This window comes from Microbacterium sp. S308A+ (assembly GCF_049800815.1).
Taxonomy (GTDB): domain Bacteria; phylum Actinomycetota; class Actinomycetes; order Actinomycetales; family Microbacteriaceae; genus Microbacterium.
This window is the reverse complement of the sequence record NZ_JBNAFT010000001.1, coordinates 1,060,009-1,076,504: the sequence shown is the minus strand read 5'-3', so window position 1 is coordinate 1,076,504 and position 16,496 is coordinate 1,060,009. Positions and strand designations below refer to the sequence as shown.

Genomic DNA, 16,496 nt, shown 5'->3' with positions numbered 1-16,496 from the left:
CGTGCCGTCTGGGGAGCGCGCCCGTAGCGTGCCCTCAATCGCATCGAGGAGGAAGAAGATGGCTGCAAAGATCGTCGATCCGACGAGCCTGTTCGCGTTCCGACTGAACGTCGCGATGGCGATGGAGCACGATTCCCTCGCCATGCTCCAGGAGCTCGAGGAGGCGGCACGGAGCGAGAAGGTCAAGGGGATGTTCGCCCACCATGCGGAGGAGACCAGGGGACAGATCGAGAGGCTGGAGACCGCTTTCGACCGGCTCGAGCTCGAGGTCGTCGCGGCCGAGTCGCCGACGACGAAGGGTCTGGCCGAGGACGGGCGCACGCTCGTGAGCGTGACCTCCGACGACATCCGTGACGTCGCCGTCATCGGGGCGGCATTGGGCACCGAGCACTACGAGCTCGCGGCCTACCTCGCCCTCGTCTCCGGCGCGGAGGCCATGGAAGAGGAGGAGGTGAGGCAGCTGCTCGTGGAGAACCTCCTGCAGGAGCGGCACCCCGGAGTGTCGGGGGTGGTCGTGGTCCGGACGCTGCTGGGCGACTCCTGATCCCGTCGCCGCTGACGACACGAGCGAGGGCCCGGCCGTTCAGGCCGGGCCCTCGCTCGTGTCGTCAGCGGTTCTGGTGGCTGTGCTGGCCACCGGCCACCTTGGCCTCGCGGGGCTGTTCTTCGGCGCCACGGCGTCCGGCCTCGTGGGGGTCCGGACCGTTCTCGGCGCCGAACTGCCCGCTGCTGGCCTGGCCGCCCTTGCGAGCCTGCTCCTCGGTGTCGGGACGGTTGCCGAACTGACCGGGGTTCTGCTTGTCTGCCATGTCCTTCTCCTTTCGTTGGCGTCTGCGACGTTACGTGCGCACGCCCGTTCCTCCGACGGGGTTGACAACCGGTGCCAGGGGCTCACGAGCGCACCGGTCTCATTCCGACTCCTCGGCGCTCACATGGTGCGGGGTGCCGACGGGCTTCGACTCGGCCGAGCCACGCTCCCTCAGGAAGATCGAGAAGGCGACCATCGCGCCCACGGCCAGGAGCTCCGACTGCCAGTTCTGCAGGGTCCGATTCCAGAAGTCGGCCGACGCCAGGTACTCGGCCCAGCTCAGCGACGACCCTCCGTGGGCGGCGTTCTCGTCGTTCAGGACCACGACGCCGGCGAGCGACTGCGCGAGCCAGGAGAGGACGAAGATCGCGCCCATGGTGAGGGCGAGGGAGTGGCCGTAGAGCCTTGTCCGCCAGCCGCCGGCACGCGCCCAGCGGGGGGAGTCCGAGCGCGCCGCGTGTTCGATCAGCTGGTCCTTCTCGTCGCCGAGCCCCTCGTCTCCCGGTCTCTTCGACTCCGGTGAGCCGCGCTGGACGAGCCAGACGGTCGCGGTGATGAAGAGGAGGAACTGCAGGAACTCCGACTGCCAGTTCTCCGCGACATCCACCGCGAAGTCGGCGGACACGAGAAACGCCCCGAAAGACGGGACGAGGAGACCGTGCTGACTCTGCTCCTCGGCATGCTGCGCGTATCCGGCCACCGCCTGTCCCGCGAGAGCGAGCAGGAAGAGCGCGAGAAACGCCAGGCTCAGGCCGTTGTCGCGCAGTGCGCGCCGGATCATCCGGCGAGGACGACGACCGCGAACATGGCCGCCAGGCCGCCGATGATCAGCGTCATCCAGATCCAGAAGACGAGGATCATTCCCGTCGTGACGCGCTGCGGGCTCATCGTCGTTCCCCATCGGTCCCCGCCTCGTCTCCGAATTCCCTGATCATGGCGTCTCCTCTCGGAATCTCTCGGACGTGACGCTAGCCGCCGGCGCGCCGGTGGCCGAGGGGGTTGAGAGGGGAGCGCGACATTGCTAGAGCCGGACTCGGCCGCGCCGCCTTCCTTCGTCTGTGCCGTGCCACGGGGAGCGGAGCACGTCAAGGGCCTTGCGGGCGGACGCGGTCGGATGCACGGTGAGGGCACACACAACGCGAGATCGTGAGGAGGGACCATGCCCGGTTCGAGAAGAAGCTCCATCAAGGACGAGAAGGTCTACCGTCGGCTCCGCGAGGAGGGGGCCTCGGAAAGGAAGGCCGCGCGGATCGCCAACGCCTCGGCCCGCGACGGGCGCTCCGAGGTCGGGCGCCGAGGAGGCGAGGCCGAGGCGTACGACGACTGGACGGTCGAGGACCTGCGGCATCGTGCGAAGGAGCTCGGCCTCCACGGCTACTCCGGGAAGCGCAAGACCGAGCTAATCGGCATGCTCCGCAAGGGCTGACAGCGCACGGGTGCTCGCCCCCTCGTGAGCGGGCACCCGTGCGCTGTCTCGCGTGCAGGAGGAGGGGACGGGTCAGCCGTCCCTCACCTCGAAGCCTCGGCCGGTCTCGTCGTCCCGGCCATGGCGGTAGTCGGGACGTGCCGGCTGCGCGGGCTGATCCGACATCTCGCCGCCCTCGCGGCCTCCGTACGGGCGGCCGTGGTCTGCGAACTCCTCACGCTGGAAGACGAGGGTCCATCCGGCGACCGTGAACCGCGCGCCGGTGCGCAGGGTCTCGGTGCGTCCACCGTCGTCCGGGAAGTTCGTGCGGGGATTCGCGTTCATCTCGCCCGTGCCGTGCAGGGTGAGGACATACTCGTCGCGATCGTCGTGTTCGATCTTGGCATGCAACGGCTCGGCGTTGGGAAGGCGAAGGTCGCAGTCCGGCGCGGAGCCGATGGCCGTGTGGTCCTCCGTCAGGTCGAAGACGAGACGGTCGTCGTCGTGCGAGACGAGAAGACGGGGTCGCCCCTCGCCCCAGCCGGCATGGGTCGTTCCCGGCTGCGGAGAGGGAGCGGGCGCGGGGATGCGCTCGGGTCGGGAGATCATGATCGGCACCGCCTTTCCGCCCATGCTCGCCGGTCGGCGGCTTCGGGCTGATCTGTGCCCTCACGTTAGGGGCGCGTCCCGGCATGGAGAAGGGGGTTGACAGGCGGACGCGCGCCGCGCCGCCGGGGCGTCGCCTCGTCAGCCCAGCAGCGCGATGATCAGGACGAGGACCGGGACGCAGCCGAGCGTCGTGAGGAAGACGGTGTCGCGCGCGACCGTCTCGCCGACGTCGTAGCGCTGCGCGTAGTTGAACACGTTCTGTGCGGTCGGCAGCGCCGCGAGCACGACGACGACGAGCACCTCCGCGGGGGAGAGGCCGAAGACGAACTCTGCGACGACCCACGCCAGCACCGGCATCGCGAGGAGCTTCAGAGCGGTGGCCAGGAGCACGTCCCTGCGGCGACCGCGCGTGCCGAGCACGCGCTGGCCGTGCAACGAGATGCCGTAGCTGATGAGGAGCACGGGCACGGCGGCGTCGGCGATCAGCTGGGCGGGCTGCATCACCAGATCGGGGAGGCGGAGCCCGGTGACCGAGACGAGCGTTCCGAGCGTGGAGGCGATGAGGATCGGGTTGGTCGCGGTCCGGATGAGGGTGCGCCGGATCGAGACGTGCTCGCTCGTGGCCGCGTCGAGCAGTGAGAGCGATATCGGGGTGAAGACGAGCAGCTGCATGAGGATGACCGGCGCGGGGTATGCGGCGCTCCCGAGCAGGTAGAGGGAGAGCGGGATGCCGATGTTGTTCGAGTTGACCTGGCCCGCCGAGAGAGCCGCGATGACCGTCTCGCCGAGCGGTCGGTGCCAGAGCAGGCGTGAGACCAGTGCGGACACGGCGATCATCGCGACCGCGGCGATCGCCGAGACCGGGAGCAGCGAGGAGAACAGCATCTTCGCATCGGCGTGGGCCAGGACGACGAAGAGCAGGAAGGGCGACAGGACGAAGAAGACGAGTCGGCTGAGCACTTCCCGCGCATGCGGGCCGAGCAGGTCGATGCGTCCGATGAGGTAGCCGATCGCGATCGCCACGCCCACCACGGTGAATCCGGTGAGGGTGTCGAGCATGATCAGAGCGTATCGAGGTGCGGGGCCGGGCAGGCTCACCCCGGAGAGGAGGAGGCGCCGAGGCGGCGTTCCAGGGAGGCGGAGGCGGCGGACACGGCGGTCGCGACCGTCTCGGGCTGGGCCGACTCGTCGGCCCAGGTGACCGCGATCGCGGCCGCCGGCCAGCCCGCGTGGTCGCGCACGACGGTGGCGATCGAGCGGAGCCCTTCGGTCACCTCGCCGTCCTCGGTCGCGAAGCCGGTGCGGCGGACCTCGCGGAGGAGCTCGCGCAGCTCGGCGGGACGGACGGGGCCCCGTCCGGTCCGATCCGTGAAGGCCGATGCATCGGGGTAGAGCGCCCGCACCTGTGCTCCGGGGAGAGCGGCGAGCATCGCGCGTCCCGTCGCGGTGAGGTGGGCGGGGAGGCGCACACCGACGTCTGTGACCAGCGCGGGGCGGCGTACGGCTCGTTCTTCCACGATGTAGAGGACGTCGCGGCCGGTCATGACGGCGAGATGCGCGCTCTCGCCGAGGCGGTCGGCGAGGCCTGCCACCAGGGGGCGTCCCAGTCGTGCCAGGGGTTCCTGCCTGGCGTAGCCGCCCGCGAGCTCGAACGCCGAGGTCCCCAGCCCCCACCGGCGCTCCTGGGGAAGGTGCACGACGAACCCGTGGCCCTCGAGTGTGCCGAGCAGGTGGTAGACGGTGGAGCGGGGGATGCGGAGGTCGCGCGCGAGAGCCGACGCGGCCACGGGGGCGGGGCGGCGTGCGAGGTGCCGGAGAATGCGGAGGGTCTGATCGGCCGCGGGCACCTGGGGGCGCGCGGATCCGTCGTCGTCGCTCTCGTCGGGGTCACGCGCGGTCACGGACCCAGGATCCCATGCCGTCACGGGCCGGAGGGGAAGGTGAAGCGGATCGAAGGGTTCGACGACGGATCTTGTGGGCAAGTAGATGTACTAGTATGACTAGATGGCAGACGCCTGATGATTGGAGAGAGAAGATGACCGGCAACATCGACCAGGAGCATTCGATGGCGGAGCACAGTCCCCAGGAGCACTCCCACGGGGAGGGCTGCGGGCACGAGGGGGTTCCACACGGGGATCACGTCGACTATGTCCACGATGGGCACCGTCACGTCCTCCACGGGGACCACTACGACGAGCACTGACCGCACGAGGGGGTGACCGAGGGAGCCCCTCGGTCACCCCCTCGGAGGGCGTCAGCGTCGTGGTGGCCAGATGCACGGCGACCCGCGTCTCCGGACCGCGAGGGAAGGTGAGCTGGGGTCGCCACAAAGTCTGGGATCTCAGATGGAACCGATGCGAGGGACGGTGTGCAGCAAGCTGCGCGGGTGTGGAATCGAGGCATGTCCCGCACTACGCCCGTCTCTCTCGGTCTCGCTCCGCTCACCCCGCAGGACGTCGTCGCCGTCGCGCGACATCGAGCACAGGTCATCGTCGAGCCGGCAGCCCTCGACCGCGTCGCCGCCGCCCGCGGCGTGATCGACGGCATGGCCGCCGATCCGAGTCCCCACTACGGCGTCTCGACCGGTTTCGGAGCGCTGGCCACCACGTTCATCGCCCCCGAACGCCGTCGGCAGCTGCAGGCGAGCCTCATCCGCTCACATGCGGCCGGCACCGGCGCCGAGGTCGAGGAGGAGGTCGTGCGCGCGCTGCAGCTGCTCCGCCTGCAGACCCTCGCTTCCGGCCACACCGGGGTCCGCCCCCTGGTCGTGCAGACCTACGCCGAGATGCTCAACGCCGGGATCACGCCGGTGGTGCGCGAGTATGGGTCGCTCGGCTGCTCGGGCGACCTCGCGCCCCTCGCCCACATCGCGCTCGCGGCGATGGGGGAGGGCGAGGCCCGCGACGCCGCGGGGGCGCTCGTGCCCGCCGCCGAGGCGCTCGCCGCGGCGGGGATCGATCCGCTCGTCCTCGTGGAGAAGGAGGGGCTCGCCCTCATCAACGGCACCGACGGCATGCTCGGCATGCTCATCCTGGCCTTGCATGACCTGGAGACGCTCCTCCTCACCGCCGACCTCGCCGCCGCGATGTCGATCGAGTCCCAGCTGGGGACGGACGCGGTCTTCGCCGCCGACCTCATGGCCCTGCGTCCGCAGCAGGGCCAGGGAACGTCGGCGGCGAACCTCCGTGCGCTCCTCGGCTCCTCTCCGATGGTCGCCAGCCACAAGGGCCCGGACGACGGACGTGTGCAGGACGCCTACTCGCTGCGCTGCTCGCCCCAGGTGCACGGAGCCGCCCGCGACACCATGGCGCACGCTGAGGCGATCGCCGAGCGGGAGCTCGCGAGCGTGATCGACAACCCCGTCGTGACCGCGGACGGGCGGATCGAGTCCAACGGCAACTTCCACGGCGCCCCCGTCGCCGCGGTGCTCGACTTCCTCGCGATCTCGGTCGCCGACGTCGCCTCGGTCTCCGAGCGGCGCACCGATCGCGCGCTCGACCCGGCCCGCAGCCACGGGCTCCCGCCCTTCCTCGCGCATGAGGTCGGTGTGGACTCCGGGCTCATGATCGCCCAGTACGCGGCGGCGGGGATCGTGTCGGAGCTCAAGCGACTGGCGGTCCCCGCCTCGGTCGACTCGATCCCGTCGTCGGCGATGCAGGAGGACCACGTCTCGATGGGGTGGGCGGCCGCGCGGAAGCTGCGGCGAGCCGTGGACGGCCTCGCCCGTGTCCTCGCGATCGAGATCCTCACCGGCGCCCGTGCGCTCGACCTGCGCGCGCCACTGTCGGCAGGGCCGGCCACCGGGGCCGTCCGCGATCTCGTCCGCACCGTGGCCGCAGGACCGGGACCCGACCACTTCCTCTCCCCTGACATGGAGGCCGTCACGGAGCTCGTCCGCTCCGGCGTGGTCGCCCGCACCGCAAAGGAGCATGCGAATGTCTGACCGCCACCCGTCCGAGGCCGTGGAAGGGGCGCGCACGGTGCGCGCTCCCCGGGGCAACGAGCGCACCGCGAAGAGCTGGGGCGCCGAGGCCGCCAAGCGGATGCTGATGAACAACCTCGACCCGGAGGTGGCCGAGCACCCCGAGGATCTCGTGGTGTACGGGGGCACCGGTCGTGCCGCACGCAGCTGGGAGGCGTTCGATGCGATCGTGCGCACGCTCGATGAGCTGGAGCCGGATGAGACGCTGCTCGTGCAGTCGGGCAAGCCGGTCGGCGTGTTCCGGACGCACGAGTGGGCGCCGCGTGTGCTCATCGCCAACTCGAACCTCGTCGGCGACTGGGCGACGTGGCCGGAGTTCCGGCGGCTCGAGGCACTGGGGCTCACGATGTACGGCCAGATGACCGCGGGCTCTTGGATCTACATCGGCTCGCAGGGGATCCTCCAGGGGACCTACGAGACGTTCGCGGCCGTCGCGCGGTCGCTCGGTCGCGACTCGCTGAAGGGGACGCTGTCGCTCACCGGCGGCGCCGGCGGCATGGGCGGTGCGCAGCCGCTGGCCGTCACGCTCAACGAGGGCGCGGTGCTCATCGTCGACGTCGACGAGTCGCGCCTCGCCCGCCGGGTCGAGCACGGCTACCTCGACGAGTACCACGCCGATATCGACACGGCGGTGGCCCGCGCGGTCGCCGCCAAGAAGGCCGGCGAGGCGCTGTCGGTCGGCCTCGTGGGGAACGCGGCCGAGGTTTTCCCCGAGCTCCTTCGCCGCGGCGTGCCGATCGACGTGGTGACCGATCAGACCAGCGCCCACGACCCGCTCGCGTATCTGCCGATCGGGATCTCCGTCGCGGAGTGGAAGCCCGAGGCCGAACGCGACCCCGAGGGGTTCACCCGTCGCGCCAGGGAGTCGATGGCGGCACACGTCGCCGCGATGGTCGGCTTCCAGGACGCGGGCGCTGCGGTGTTCGACTACGGCAACTCGATCCGCGCCGAGGCGCAGCTCGGCGGCTTCGGCCGCGCCTTCGCCTTCCCCGGCTTCGTCCCCGCCTACATCCGCCCCCAGTTCGAGGAGGGTCGCGGTCCGTTCCGCTGGGCGGCGCTGTCGGGGGATCCCGAGGACATCCGCAAGACCGATCGCGCGATCGCCGCGCTCTTCCCCGAGGACAAGGCGCTGCACCGGTGGCTGGAGAAGGCGGGGGAGAAGGTCCGGTTCGAGGGTCTGCCCGCGCGCATCTGCTGGCTGGGCTACAAGGAGCGCCACCTCGCGGGGCTGAGGTTCAACGAGATGGTCGCCTCGGGCGAGCTCGCAGCCCCGATCGTGATCGGCCGCGACCACCTGGACTCCGGATCGGTCGCCTCGCCGTACCGCGAGACCGAGGGCATGCAGGACGGCTCCGACGCGATCGCCGACTGGCCGCTGCTGAACGCGCTCCTGAACACCGCGTCCGGGGCGTCCTGGGTCTCGCTGCACCACGGCGGGGGCGTCGGCATCGGCCGGTCGATCCACGCCGGGCAGGTGACGGTCGCCGACGGCTCGGAGCTCGCAGCGCAGAAGCTCGAGCGGGTGCTGACCAACGACCCCGGCACGGGTGTCATGCGGCACGTCGACGCCGGCTATGAGCACGCGAAGGACGTCGCCCGGGAGCGGGGCCTCCAGATCCCCATGGGATTCTGACCGTCCGGAGAGGAGCCCCGCGATGAGGACCTTGATCACGAACATCGGCGAGCTGACCACCAATGCCGGCGGTTTCCCGCTGCCGCGAGCGGCGGGCGGCGAGGACCGTGATCCGTGCGGCACTGTGCACGGCGCGGCCGTGCTGGTCGAGGACGGGCGAATCGCGTGGGTCGGACCCGCGGCGGAGGCTCCGGCCGGCCCCGCGGAGGTGGTCGACGCGGCGGGCCGCGCGGTCATTCCCGGTTTCGTCGACAGCCACAGCCATCTCGTCTTCGGCGGCGACCGCGCGGCGGAGTTCGAAACGAGGATGGCGGGGCAGAAGTATGCCGCAGGCGGTATACGGTCCACCGTCGCCGCGACCCGCGCCGCGACGGACGACGAGCTGCGCGCGCGGTTGCGCGGCTTCGTCGACGAGCTTCGGGCGCAGGGGACGACGACCGTCGAGATCAAGAGCGGCTACGGCCTCGACGTCGCGACCGAGGAACGGCTGGTGCGCCTGGCCGCCGAGGTCACGTCCGAGGTCACCTTCCTCGGCGCTCATGTGGTCCCCGCCGAGTACGCCGAGCGCCCCGACGCCTATGTCGACCTCGTGACCGGGCCCATGCTCGACGCCTGCGCTCCGTACGCGCGGTGGATCGACGCGTTCTGCGAGACCGGCGCCTTCTCTGTCGCGCAGTCCCGTCGCGTGCTGGAGGCCGGCATCGCGCGAGGGCTTCTTCCTCGTCTGCACGCGGGGCAGCTCGGACCCGGCGACGGCGTGCGCATGGCGGTCGAGCTCGGCGCCGCCTCGGTGGACCACGGCACCTTCCTCTCGGATGAGGACGTGGCGGCGCTCGCGGGGTCCTCGACCGTGCTGACGATTCTCCCCGGTGTGGAGTTCTCCACCCGCCAGCCCTACCCCGACGCCCGGCGGCTGATCGACGCCGGCGTCACGGTCGCGCTCGCGTGCGACACGAACCCGGGATCCAGCTTCACCTCGTCGATGCCGTTCTGCATCGCCGTGGCGGTGCGCGACATGCGGATGACCGTCGCGGAGGCGGTATGGGCGGCGACCGCCGGGGGTGCCATGGCGCTGCGTCGGGACGACATCGGTCGGATCGCCCCCGGGATGCGGGCGGACCTCGTCCTGCTCGACGCCCCGACGCGCGTGCACCTGGCCTATCGCCCCGGCGTACCGCTCATCGCCGGGGTGTGGAAGGACGGCAGCCTCATCGGCTGAGCGGCCGGATCACACCCGGTCGACGAGCTCCTGTTCGCCCTGCGTCCGCGCGCAGTGCGCGCAGCAGAAGACGACGCCCTCGGACTCGACGCCATGACCCAGGACGCGGCAGCCGCAGTGTGCACAGGCCGGGGCGATGTCCTGGATCGCGCACTCGAAGCTGTCGTAGACCCCGGTTCCCCCGCGATGGGTGATCGTCATGGTCTTGTCGTAGGCGTTGCCGCACACGTCGCAGGTGGCGACGGCCGACGTCGTCGTGGCGGGACTCGCTCCCGTCACCGCGGGGCCGGTCATACCAGCATCTCCGCTCCTGCGGGTGCCTGGAGACGTGCGAGCAGCAACCGCTTGCCCTGCTCTCCCGCCTTGAGGCTGTTGTGCTGGACCCTGCGGAACCACTCGGCGAGCTCCTCGTCGCCGTTGCGCTCGGCGTCCTCGGCGAACGTCGCCATCCGCCAGGCGTTGCGCAGCGAGGCCTCCAGCACGCACACGAGGTCGTAGTCCTTGTCCTTCAGAGCGCTCTCGGGCGTCTCGGTCATGATCGGCTCCTCTCGATCTCTCGGAGGACCAGGATCGGCCGGGGACACGGATCGGACCAGGGGGTGGCGCGGGTGCGGGGGCAGGACGTATCCTTCCCGGGGCACGCCCTCGCCACCTGAGGATCCGCTGGATCCGCCCCTCTCCCCGGCCGGAGCGCCTAGCGTGGAGACATGGCACGAGTTCTCCTCATCGGCGGCCACGGCAAGATCGCGTTGCTGCTTGAGCCCCTGCTCACCGCGCGGGGCGACACGGTCACGGCCGTGATCCGCGATCCCTCCCACGCTGATGACGTCCGCGAGACCGGAGCCGCCCCCGTGGTGTTCGACGTGGAGCGCGAGGACGGCGACGCGCTGGCCGCGCTGATCGCCGGGCACGACGCGGTCGTCTGGTCGGCCGGCGCCGGTGGCGGGAGCACGGAGCGCACGTACGCGGTCGACAGGGACGCGGCGATCCGCGCGATGGACGCCGCTGCCGACGCCGGGGTGGCCCGTTTCGTGATGGTGTCGTATTTCGGCTCTGCGCCGGATCATGGCGTCGATCCCGCCGACTCGTTCTTCGCCTATGCCGAGGCGAAGGCGGCCGCGGACGAGCACCTCCGCTGCACAGGGCTCGACTGGACGGTGTTGGCGCCCAGCCGGCTGACCGACGAGCGGCCGACCGGCCTCATCGATACGGCGGCGGCGATCTCGGGAGCAGTGTCGCGGCCGAACGTCGCCCTCGTCATCGCGCAGACCCTCGGCGACGACTCGACGATCCGCCGGACGATCCGCTTCAATGACGGCGACATCCCGATCTTCGCTGCGCTGTCCGCGTCCTGATCCGTCGGCTGCCGGGCGCTCGGGTGCCCGGCAGCGGCGCCCGAGCCCGGGAGGCCTCAGCGCCGGGTGAGCGCGGCCAGGAGCTCCAGCACGCAGAGGGCGGCGAGGCGCACGGTGCGCCCGTCCGCGGCGTCGGCGGTCGCGTCCACCTCGGCGATGTCGGCCGAGACGATCCTGGCGTCGGCGGCCAGCGCGCGCACGAGGGCGCGCAGCTCCCACGCCGCGAAGCCGCCGGGCACGCTGGCCGGGCAGCCGGGGGTGACCGCACGGTCGCAGGCGTCGACGTCGACGTCGAGATGGATCCGCGGCGCGGGCCCTGCTCCGGCGATCTCCTGTGCCTCCGCGGCGACGTCCGCGATCCCGCGACGGCGGACCTCGTCGATCGGGATCACGCGGATCCCCCAGTCGGCGGCGCGGCGGGCGTAGGCGGCCGAGTTCGCGAAGTCGGCGATCCCGATCTGCACGATCCGCCGCGGATCGATCCGCTCCTGCGCCGGCGCGTCTTCGACGAGCCGGCGCACGGGGGAGCCGTTGGACACGCCGTCGCGGAGGTCGAAATGCGCGTCGATCGTGATGAGGCCGCTCGCCCCGGCGCCGCGGGCCACCGGATAGGTAAGGGAGTTGTCGCCGCCGAGCGCGACGACCAGGCGCGAGGCGCCCGCGAGCTCCGCGACCCGGGCGACGGCGCGGGCCACGCCGTCGTCGCCGTCGGGCTCGGGCACGTCCCCCGCGTCGGCGATCCGCAGCGCCTCGCCCAGGTCGGTCGCCGGGGCACCTGCGAGCGGGGAGCCCATGAGCGTCGGGCTGTACCGGCGAAGGGCCTCGCGGATCGCCGCCGGGGTCGCCCCGGCTCCGGTGGGCGACAGTGAGGTGCGCCAGGTCGGGACGCCGAGCAGCACCGCATCGACCTCCGTCCGCTCGTCGAATGCCGGCCAATCGCCGCCGCGCGGCCAGAGGGGATCGTGCGAGAGGGCCACGGGTGCTCCGTTCTGTCGAGGTTTCGTGCTGAGGGCTGAGGGCTGAGGGCTGAGGGCTGAGGTCTGAGGGCCGAGGAAGCGGGAGGGAGGCGGGCTGATCAGGATCCTGGGATCAGCGCATGGGCCACGGTGAAGATCAGCACGCCGGCGATCGCGCCGACGACCGTGCCGTTGAGGCGGATGTACTGCAGGTCGCGGCCCACCATGAGCTCGATCTTCTCCGTCGTCTCCGCCGGGTCCCAGCGCTCGACCGTGTCGGTGATGATCGAGGCGATGTCGTGGCGGTAGCGGTCGACGAGGAAGACGGCGGCGTCGGTGGCCCAGCCGTCCACCCGCTGCTGGAGGCCGACGTCGCTTGCCAGGCGCTCGCCGATGTCGGCGAGCGCCGCGGTCGCGCGTCGCCGAAGGCCGCTCTCCGGGTCGGCGAGCGCGGTGAGCAGCCCCGCCTTCGCGGTGTTCCACGCCTCCGCGGCGAGGGCGCCCACGCGGGGGCTGTCGAAGACGGTGGCCTTCGCGTTCTCCAGGCGTTCCCGCGTGGACGGGTCGTGCTGCAGATTGCCTGCCAGACGGGCGAGGTACCCGTCGATAGCGTTGCGGGCGGGATGATGAGGATCCGTCTGCACGGCGCGCACGAAGCGCACCGCCTCGTTGTACGCCGTCTCGTCCACGAACCGGTGGGCGAGCCGGGGGACCCAGGACGGCAGGCGACGGGAGAGGAGTCCGTGGAAGGCGGCGGCGTTGCCGTCGAGCCAGGACGCGATGCTGTCGACGGCGAGGTCGACCGCGCCGTGGTGGGCGCCGGTCTCCACGATCCGTTCCAGCCATGCCCCGGCGGGCGTCCCCCACTCCGGCTCGACGAGATGCTCGCGGGCGAGGTCGGTGATGAGGTCGCGCACGTCGTCGTCGCTGAGCGCGCGGAGCACGGCCGCGGCGATCGTCGAGCCCTCGGTGGCCACACGCTCGGCGTGGGCCGGCTGGCGCAGCCATTCGCCCAGGCGCTTGGCGACCTCCGTCTCGCCGAGCTTGGTGCGCACGACCTCGGCGGAGAGGAAGTTGGTCTCGACGAACTCGCCGAGGCTGCGTCCGATCTCGTCCTTGCGGTTCGGGATGATCGCGGTGTGCGGGATCGGCAGACCCAGCGGACGGCGGAACAGCGCGGTCACCGCGAACCAGTCCGCGAGCGCTCCGACCATGCCGCCCTCCGCGGCGGCACGCACGTAGCCGAGCCACGGATAGCGTCCCTGCAGCCAGAAGGCGATAACGAAGACGACGGCCATGAAGAGCAGCGCGGCCAGTGCGACGGCCTTCATCCGGCGCAGCGCCCGCAGGCGCTCCTGATCGGCGTCGGACAGCAGCGCGATCGATGCGGACGGCATGCGCCCATCCTCGCACGCGCCGCCGGCGCCGCGGGCTCCGATCCGGCCCGGCGAGGTAGCCTCGGAACGTGATCGACGACATCAAGAAGCGCGCTCTCCACCGTGCGAGCATCCTCGAAGGCCAGCTCCGCGGGGTCACGCGGATGATCGAGAACGAGGACTACTGCATGGACATCATCACGCAGTCCAGGGCGATCCAGCGCTCGCTCGAGTCTCTCAACCGTCTCCTCATCGAGAACCATCTGCGCACGCACGTGGTCCACATGTTCGACGAGGGCGGCGAGCAGCGCGAGAAGGCGGTGGACGAGCTCCTGAAGGCCTTCGACTTCCAGGGCAAGTGACGCGGCCTCCGGAACAGATCTCGCCCTATATGTTGCGTTAGGCAACTTATAGGGCGAGAATGCTCTCATGACGCTCATCCCCACCCTCGACGACAAGTTCTCCTTCGGGCTCTGGACCGTCGGCTACACCGGCGCCGATCCGTTCGGCGGTCCGACCCGTGCCCCTCTCGATGTGGTCCACGTCGTCGAGAGGCTGGCCGAGCTCGGCGCGTACGGTCTGACCTTCCACGACGACGACCTCTTCGCCTTCGGCTCCACCGATGCCGAGCGCCGGAAGCAGATCGACCGTCTCAAGGGCGCGCTCGCCGGTGCCGGACTGTGCGTCCCGATGGTGACGACCAACCTGTTCTCTGCCCCCGTGTTCAAGGACGGCGGGTTCACGTCGAACGACCGCTCGGTCCGACGGTTCGCACTGCGAAAGGCGCTGCGCAACCTCGACCTCGCCGCCGAGCTCGGGGCCAGGACGTTCGTCATGTGGGGCGGGCGCGAGGGGGCGGAGTACGACGCGGCGAAGGACGTGCGCCTCGCCCTGGAGCGCTACCGCGAGGCGATGAACCTGCTCGCCTCCTACGTCTCCGACCGCGGGTACGACATCCGTTTCGCGATCGAGCCGAAGCCGAACGAGCCTCGCGGCGACATCCTCCTGCCCACTCTGGGACACGCGCTGGCCTTCATCGACTCGCTCGAACGCCCGGAGCTCTTCGGGATCAACCCCGAGGTGGGGCACGAGCAGATGGCGGGGCTCAACTTCACCGCGGGGATCGCCCAGGCGCTCTTCCACGGGAAGCTCTTCCACATCGACCTCAACGGTCAGCGCGGCATCAAGTACGACCAGGACCTCGTCTTCGGGCACGGGGATCTCCACAACGCGTTCGCGCTGGTGGATCTGCTGGAGAACGGCGGGCCGGGTGGCGGCCCGTCCTACGACGGGCCACGGCACTTCGACTACAAGCCCAGCCGCACCGAGGACGAGACGGGCGTCTGGGAGTCCGCGGCCGCGAACATGCGCACCTATCTCCTCCTCAGACAGCGTGCGGCCGCGTTCCGTGCCGACCCGGAGGTGCAAGAGGCGCTCGCCGCCGCGAGGGTCCCCGAGCTCGCGGTCCCGACGCTCGGAGCCGGCGAGACCCACCAAGAGCTGATCGCCGACCGCTCGGCGTTCGAGGACTACGACGCCGACCGTCACTTCGACGGCGCGGGCTATGGGTTCGTGCGCCTGCAGCAGCTGGCGACGGAACACCTCGTCGGCGCGCGATGAGGACACGAGGCGGCGAGGACGGCGTGCCATGACCCTGGTCGCGGGTGTGGACTCCTCGACCCAGAGCTGCAAGGTGGTGGTGCGCGAGGTCGCCACCGGCCAGTGCGTGCGGACGGGCAGGGCCCCGCACCCCGACGGCACCGAGGTCGCTCCGGTCCGCTGGTGGGAGGCGCTCGAGGCCGCGCTCGCCGCCGCCGGCGGCATCGCCGACGTCGAGTCGATCTCGATCGCCGGCCAGCAGCACGGTCTCGTCGCACTGGACGAGGGCGGACGGGTGATCCGTGACGCGCTGCTCTGGAACGACGTGCGCAGCGCCGCCGCCGCCGTGGACCTGACCGCGGAGGTCGGCGCCGACGTCTATGCACGACGGGTCGGGGTCGTGCCCGTCGCCTCCTTCACGGCCTCGAAGCTCCGATGGCTGCGCGACGCCGAGCCCGAGAACGCCGCCAGGGTGGCCGCGGTCGCGCTCCCTCACGACTGGCTCACCTGGCGGCTGCGAGGATACGGACCTCGGGGCGAGAGCGAGCTCGGGCCCGACCTGGACGCGCTCACGACCGATCGCTCCGACGCGAGCGGAACGGCCTACTGGAGCGCCGCGACGAACGCCTACGACCTGGAGCTGTTCGGCATCGCTTTCGGCCGTGCCGGCCGCGAAGCCGGCGCGCCCGGCACGGGCGTGATCCTCCCTCGGGTGATAGGACCAGACCAGGGCGTCGGGCAGACCGAGGGTGGAACTCTGATCGCGCCCGGCGCGGGCGACAACGCGGCGGCGGCGCTGGGCGCGGGCGCCGCGAGGGGCGACGTCGTGGTATCGATCGGGACGAGCGGGACGGCGTTCGCGGTGTCGGACTCTCCCGCAGCGGACCCCACGGGGGTCGTCGCCGGGTTCGCGGACGCGACGGGCGGGGCGCTGCCGCTGGTCGCCACGCTCAACGCCGCCCGGGTGCTCGACGCGGCGGCGCGGCTCCTGGGCGTGGCGCACGCCGAGCTCGCGACGCTGGCCCTCGAGTCCGAGCCAGGAGCGGAGGGCGTTGTGCTCGTGCCGTATTTCGAGGGGGAGCGGACCCCGAACCTCCCCTCCGCGAAGGCGCAGGTCCGCGGCCTCACGCTCGCGACGAGCCGGCCTTCGAACCTCGCCAGGGCGGCGGTGGAGGGCATGCTCTGCGGGATCGCGGACGGCGTCGACGCGCTCGCGGCGCAGGGCGTGGGGGTGCGTCGGGTGCTGCTGATCGGCGGGGCGGCCCAGAACGCGGCTGTGCAGCGCGTCGCGGCGCAGGTGTTCGACGTTCCCGTCGAGGTGCCCTCGCCCGGCGAGTACGTCGCGGACGGCGCCGCCGTGCAGGCCTCATGGGTCCTCACCTCCGAGCAGCCGCACTGGCGCACGGCCTCGCGTGTCCTCGACCGCGACACCCGCGCCGTGATCCGCGCCCAGTACCGGGAGAGCGCTGCGCGCGTCGCCGAGGAGGAGCGCCGGCGATGATCACGAGGGCCGGAGAAGGCCGGCGCCGGCGCGCGGCGCGGATACACTGAACC

The 16,496-nt window shown here is 71.4% G+C and carries 19 protein-coding genes; 10 read left to right on the top strand and 9 right to left on the bottom strand.

Annotated elements, in window-relative coordinates:
* The first annotated feature begins 58 nt into the window (after positions 1-58).
* Positions 59-544 (top strand): ferritin-like domain-containing protein, encoded by a 486-nt coding sequence (locus ACP15J_RS05050; RefSeq protein WP_424980847.1) that lies wholly within the window; start codon positions 59-61, stop codon positions 542-544.
* A 64-nt stretch (positions 545-608) separates the two neighbouring features.
* Here the strand turns inward: ACP15J_RS05050 and ACP15J_RS05045 are convergent, their stop codons facing one another.
* Positions 609-809, bottom strand: coding sequence for a hypothetical protein (locus ACP15J_RS05045; protein ID WP_424937450.1), 201 nt, complete (start codon positions 807-809; stop codon positions 609-611).
* A gap of 99 nt (positions 810-908) precedes the next feature.
* Positions 909-1,589: a DUF6766 family protein gene (locus ACP15J_RS05040; protein WP_424937451.1), complete on the bottom strand. Its 681-nt coding sequence runs from the start codon at positions 1,587-1,589 to the stop codon at positions 909-911.
* A gap of 378 nt (positions 1,590-1,967) precedes the next feature.
* Between ACP15J_RS05040 and ACP15J_RS05035 the strand changes: the two genes are divergently transcribed.
* On the top strand, positions 1,968-2,234 hold the full coding sequence (locus ACP15J_RS05035; RefSeq protein ID WP_424937452.1) for a DUF7218 family protein: 267 nt from the start codon (positions 1,968-1,970) through the stop codon (positions 2,232-2,234).
* A 72-nt stretch (positions 2,235-2,306) separates the two neighbouring features.
* Here the strand turns inward: ACP15J_RS05035 and ACP15J_RS05030 are convergent, their stop codons facing one another.
* The 3 genes from ACP15J_RS05030 to ACP15J_RS05020 form a co-directional block, all read right to left on the bottom strand.
* A complete protein-coding gene (locus ACP15J_RS05030; RefSeq protein ID WP_424937453.1) occupies positions 2,307-2,822 on the bottom strand; it encodes a hypothetical protein in 516 nt (171 codons plus the stop codon).
* A gap of 138 nt (positions 2,823-2,960) precedes the next feature.
* Positions 2,961-3,881, bottom strand: coding sequence for an AEC family transporter (locus tag ACP15J_RS05025; RefSeq protein ID WP_424937454.1), 921 nt, complete (start codon positions 3,879-3,881; stop codon positions 2,961-2,963).
* A 35-nt stretch (positions 3,882-3,916) separates the two neighbouring features.
* Positions 3,917-4,723: an IclR family transcriptional regulator gene (locus ACP15J_RS05020; RefSeq protein ID WP_424937455.1), complete on the bottom strand. Its 807-nt coding sequence runs from the start codon at positions 4,721-4,723 to the stop codon at positions 3,917-3,919.
* Between the two features lie 134 nt (positions 4,724-4,857).
* Between ACP15J_RS05020 and ACP15J_RS05015 the strand changes: the two genes are divergently transcribed.
* The 4 genes from ACP15J_RS05015 (at position 4,858) to hutI (ending at position 9,656) form a co-directional block, all read left to right on the top strand.
* Positions 4,858-5,025: a hypothetical protein gene (locus ACP15J_RS05015; RefSeq protein WP_424937456.1), complete on the top strand. Its 168-nt coding sequence runs from the start codon at positions 4,858-4,860 to the stop codon at positions 5,023-5,025.
* Between the two features lie 198 nt (positions 5,026-5,223).
* Positions 5,224-6,765: a histidine ammonia-lyase gene (gene hutH / locus ACP15J_RS05010; RefSeq protein WP_424937457.1), complete on the top strand. Its 1,542-nt coding sequence runs from the start codon at positions 5,224-5,226 to the stop codon at positions 6,763-6,765.
* Positions 6,758-8,437, top strand: a complete 1,680-nt coding sequence (gene hutU, locus ACP15J_RS05005; protein ID WP_424937458.1) for a urocanate hydratase — start codon at positions 6,758-6,760, stop codon at positions 8,435-8,437. Before hutH ends, hutU begins: the two co-directional genes overlap by 8 nt.
* 22 nt (positions 8,438-8,459) lie before the next feature.
* Positions 8,460-9,656, top strand: a complete 1,197-nt coding sequence (gene hutI / locus ACP15J_RS05000; RefSeq protein WP_424937459.1) for an imidazolonepropionase — start codon at positions 8,460-8,462, stop codon at positions 9,654-9,656.
* A gap of 9 nt (positions 9,657-9,665) precedes the next feature.
* Here the strand turns inward: hutI and ACP15J_RS04995 are convergent, their stop codons facing one another.
* Positions 9,666-9,950 carry a hypothetical protein gene (locus ACP15J_RS04995; RefSeq protein ID WP_424937460.1) on the bottom strand — a complete coding sequence of 95 codons (285 nt, stop codon included), beginning with the start codon at positions 9,948-9,950 and terminating at the stop codon, positions 9,666-9,668.
* Positions 9,947-10,192 carry a hypothetical protein gene (locus ACP15J_RS04990; protein ID WP_424937461.1) on the bottom strand — a complete coding sequence of 82 codons (246 nt, stop codon included), beginning with the start codon at positions 10,190-10,192 and terminating at the stop codon, positions 9,947-9,949. The genes ACP15J_RS04995 and ACP15J_RS04990 overlap by 4 nt, the downstream gene beginning before the upstream one ends.
* Before the next feature lie 171 nt (positions 10,193-10,363).
* Between ACP15J_RS04990 and ACP15J_RS04985 the strand changes: the two genes are divergently transcribed.
* The gene (locus ACP15J_RS04985; RefSeq protein ID WP_424937462.1) at positions 10,364-11,011 is read left to right on the top strand and encodes an NAD(P)H-binding protein; all 648 of its coding nucleotides are present in this window, start codon (positions 10,364-10,366) and stop codon (positions 11,009-11,011) included.
* A 56-nt stretch (positions 11,012-11,067) separates the two neighbouring features.
* Here ACP15J_RS04985 and ACP15J_RS04980 read toward each other — a convergent pair whose 3' ends face one another.
* The gene (locus ACP15J_RS04980) at positions 11,068-11,988 is read right to left on the bottom strand and encodes an arginase family protein (protein WP_424937463.1); all 921 of its coding nucleotides are present in this window, start codon (positions 11,986-11,988) and stop codon (positions 11,068-11,070) included.
* Positions 11,989-12,086: 98 nt separating this feature from the next.
* Positions 12,087-13,364 (bottom strand): DUF445 domain-containing protein, encoded by a 1,278-nt coding sequence (locus ACP15J_RS04975; protein ID WP_424937464.1) that lies wholly within the window; start codon positions 13,362-13,364, stop codon positions 12,087-12,089.
* 68 nt (positions 13,365-13,432) lie between these two features.
* Between ACP15J_RS04975 and ACP15J_RS04970 the strand changes: the two genes are divergently transcribed.
* The 3 genes from ACP15J_RS04970 (at position 13,433) to ACP15J_RS04960 (ending at position 16,443) form a co-directional block, all read left to right on the top strand.
* Positions 13,433-13,705: a metal-sensitive transcriptional regulator gene (locus ACP15J_RS04970; protein WP_424937465.1), complete on the top strand. Its 273-nt coding sequence runs from the start codon at positions 13,433-13,435 to the stop codon at positions 13,703-13,705.
* A gap of 67 nt (positions 13,706-13,772) precedes the next feature.
* Positions 13,773-14,963, top strand: a complete 1,191-nt coding sequence (gene xylA / locus ACP15J_RS04965; RefSeq protein WP_424937466.1) for a xylose isomerase — start codon at positions 13,773-13,775, stop codon at positions 14,961-14,963.
* Positions 14,964-14,991: 28 nt separating this feature from the next.
* Positions 14,992-16,443: an FGGY family carbohydrate kinase gene (locus ACP15J_RS04960; protein WP_424937467.1), complete on the top strand. Its 1,452-nt coding sequence runs from the start codon at positions 14,992-14,994 to the stop codon at positions 16,441-16,443.
* Positions 16,444-16,496: the final 53 nt, after the last annotated feature.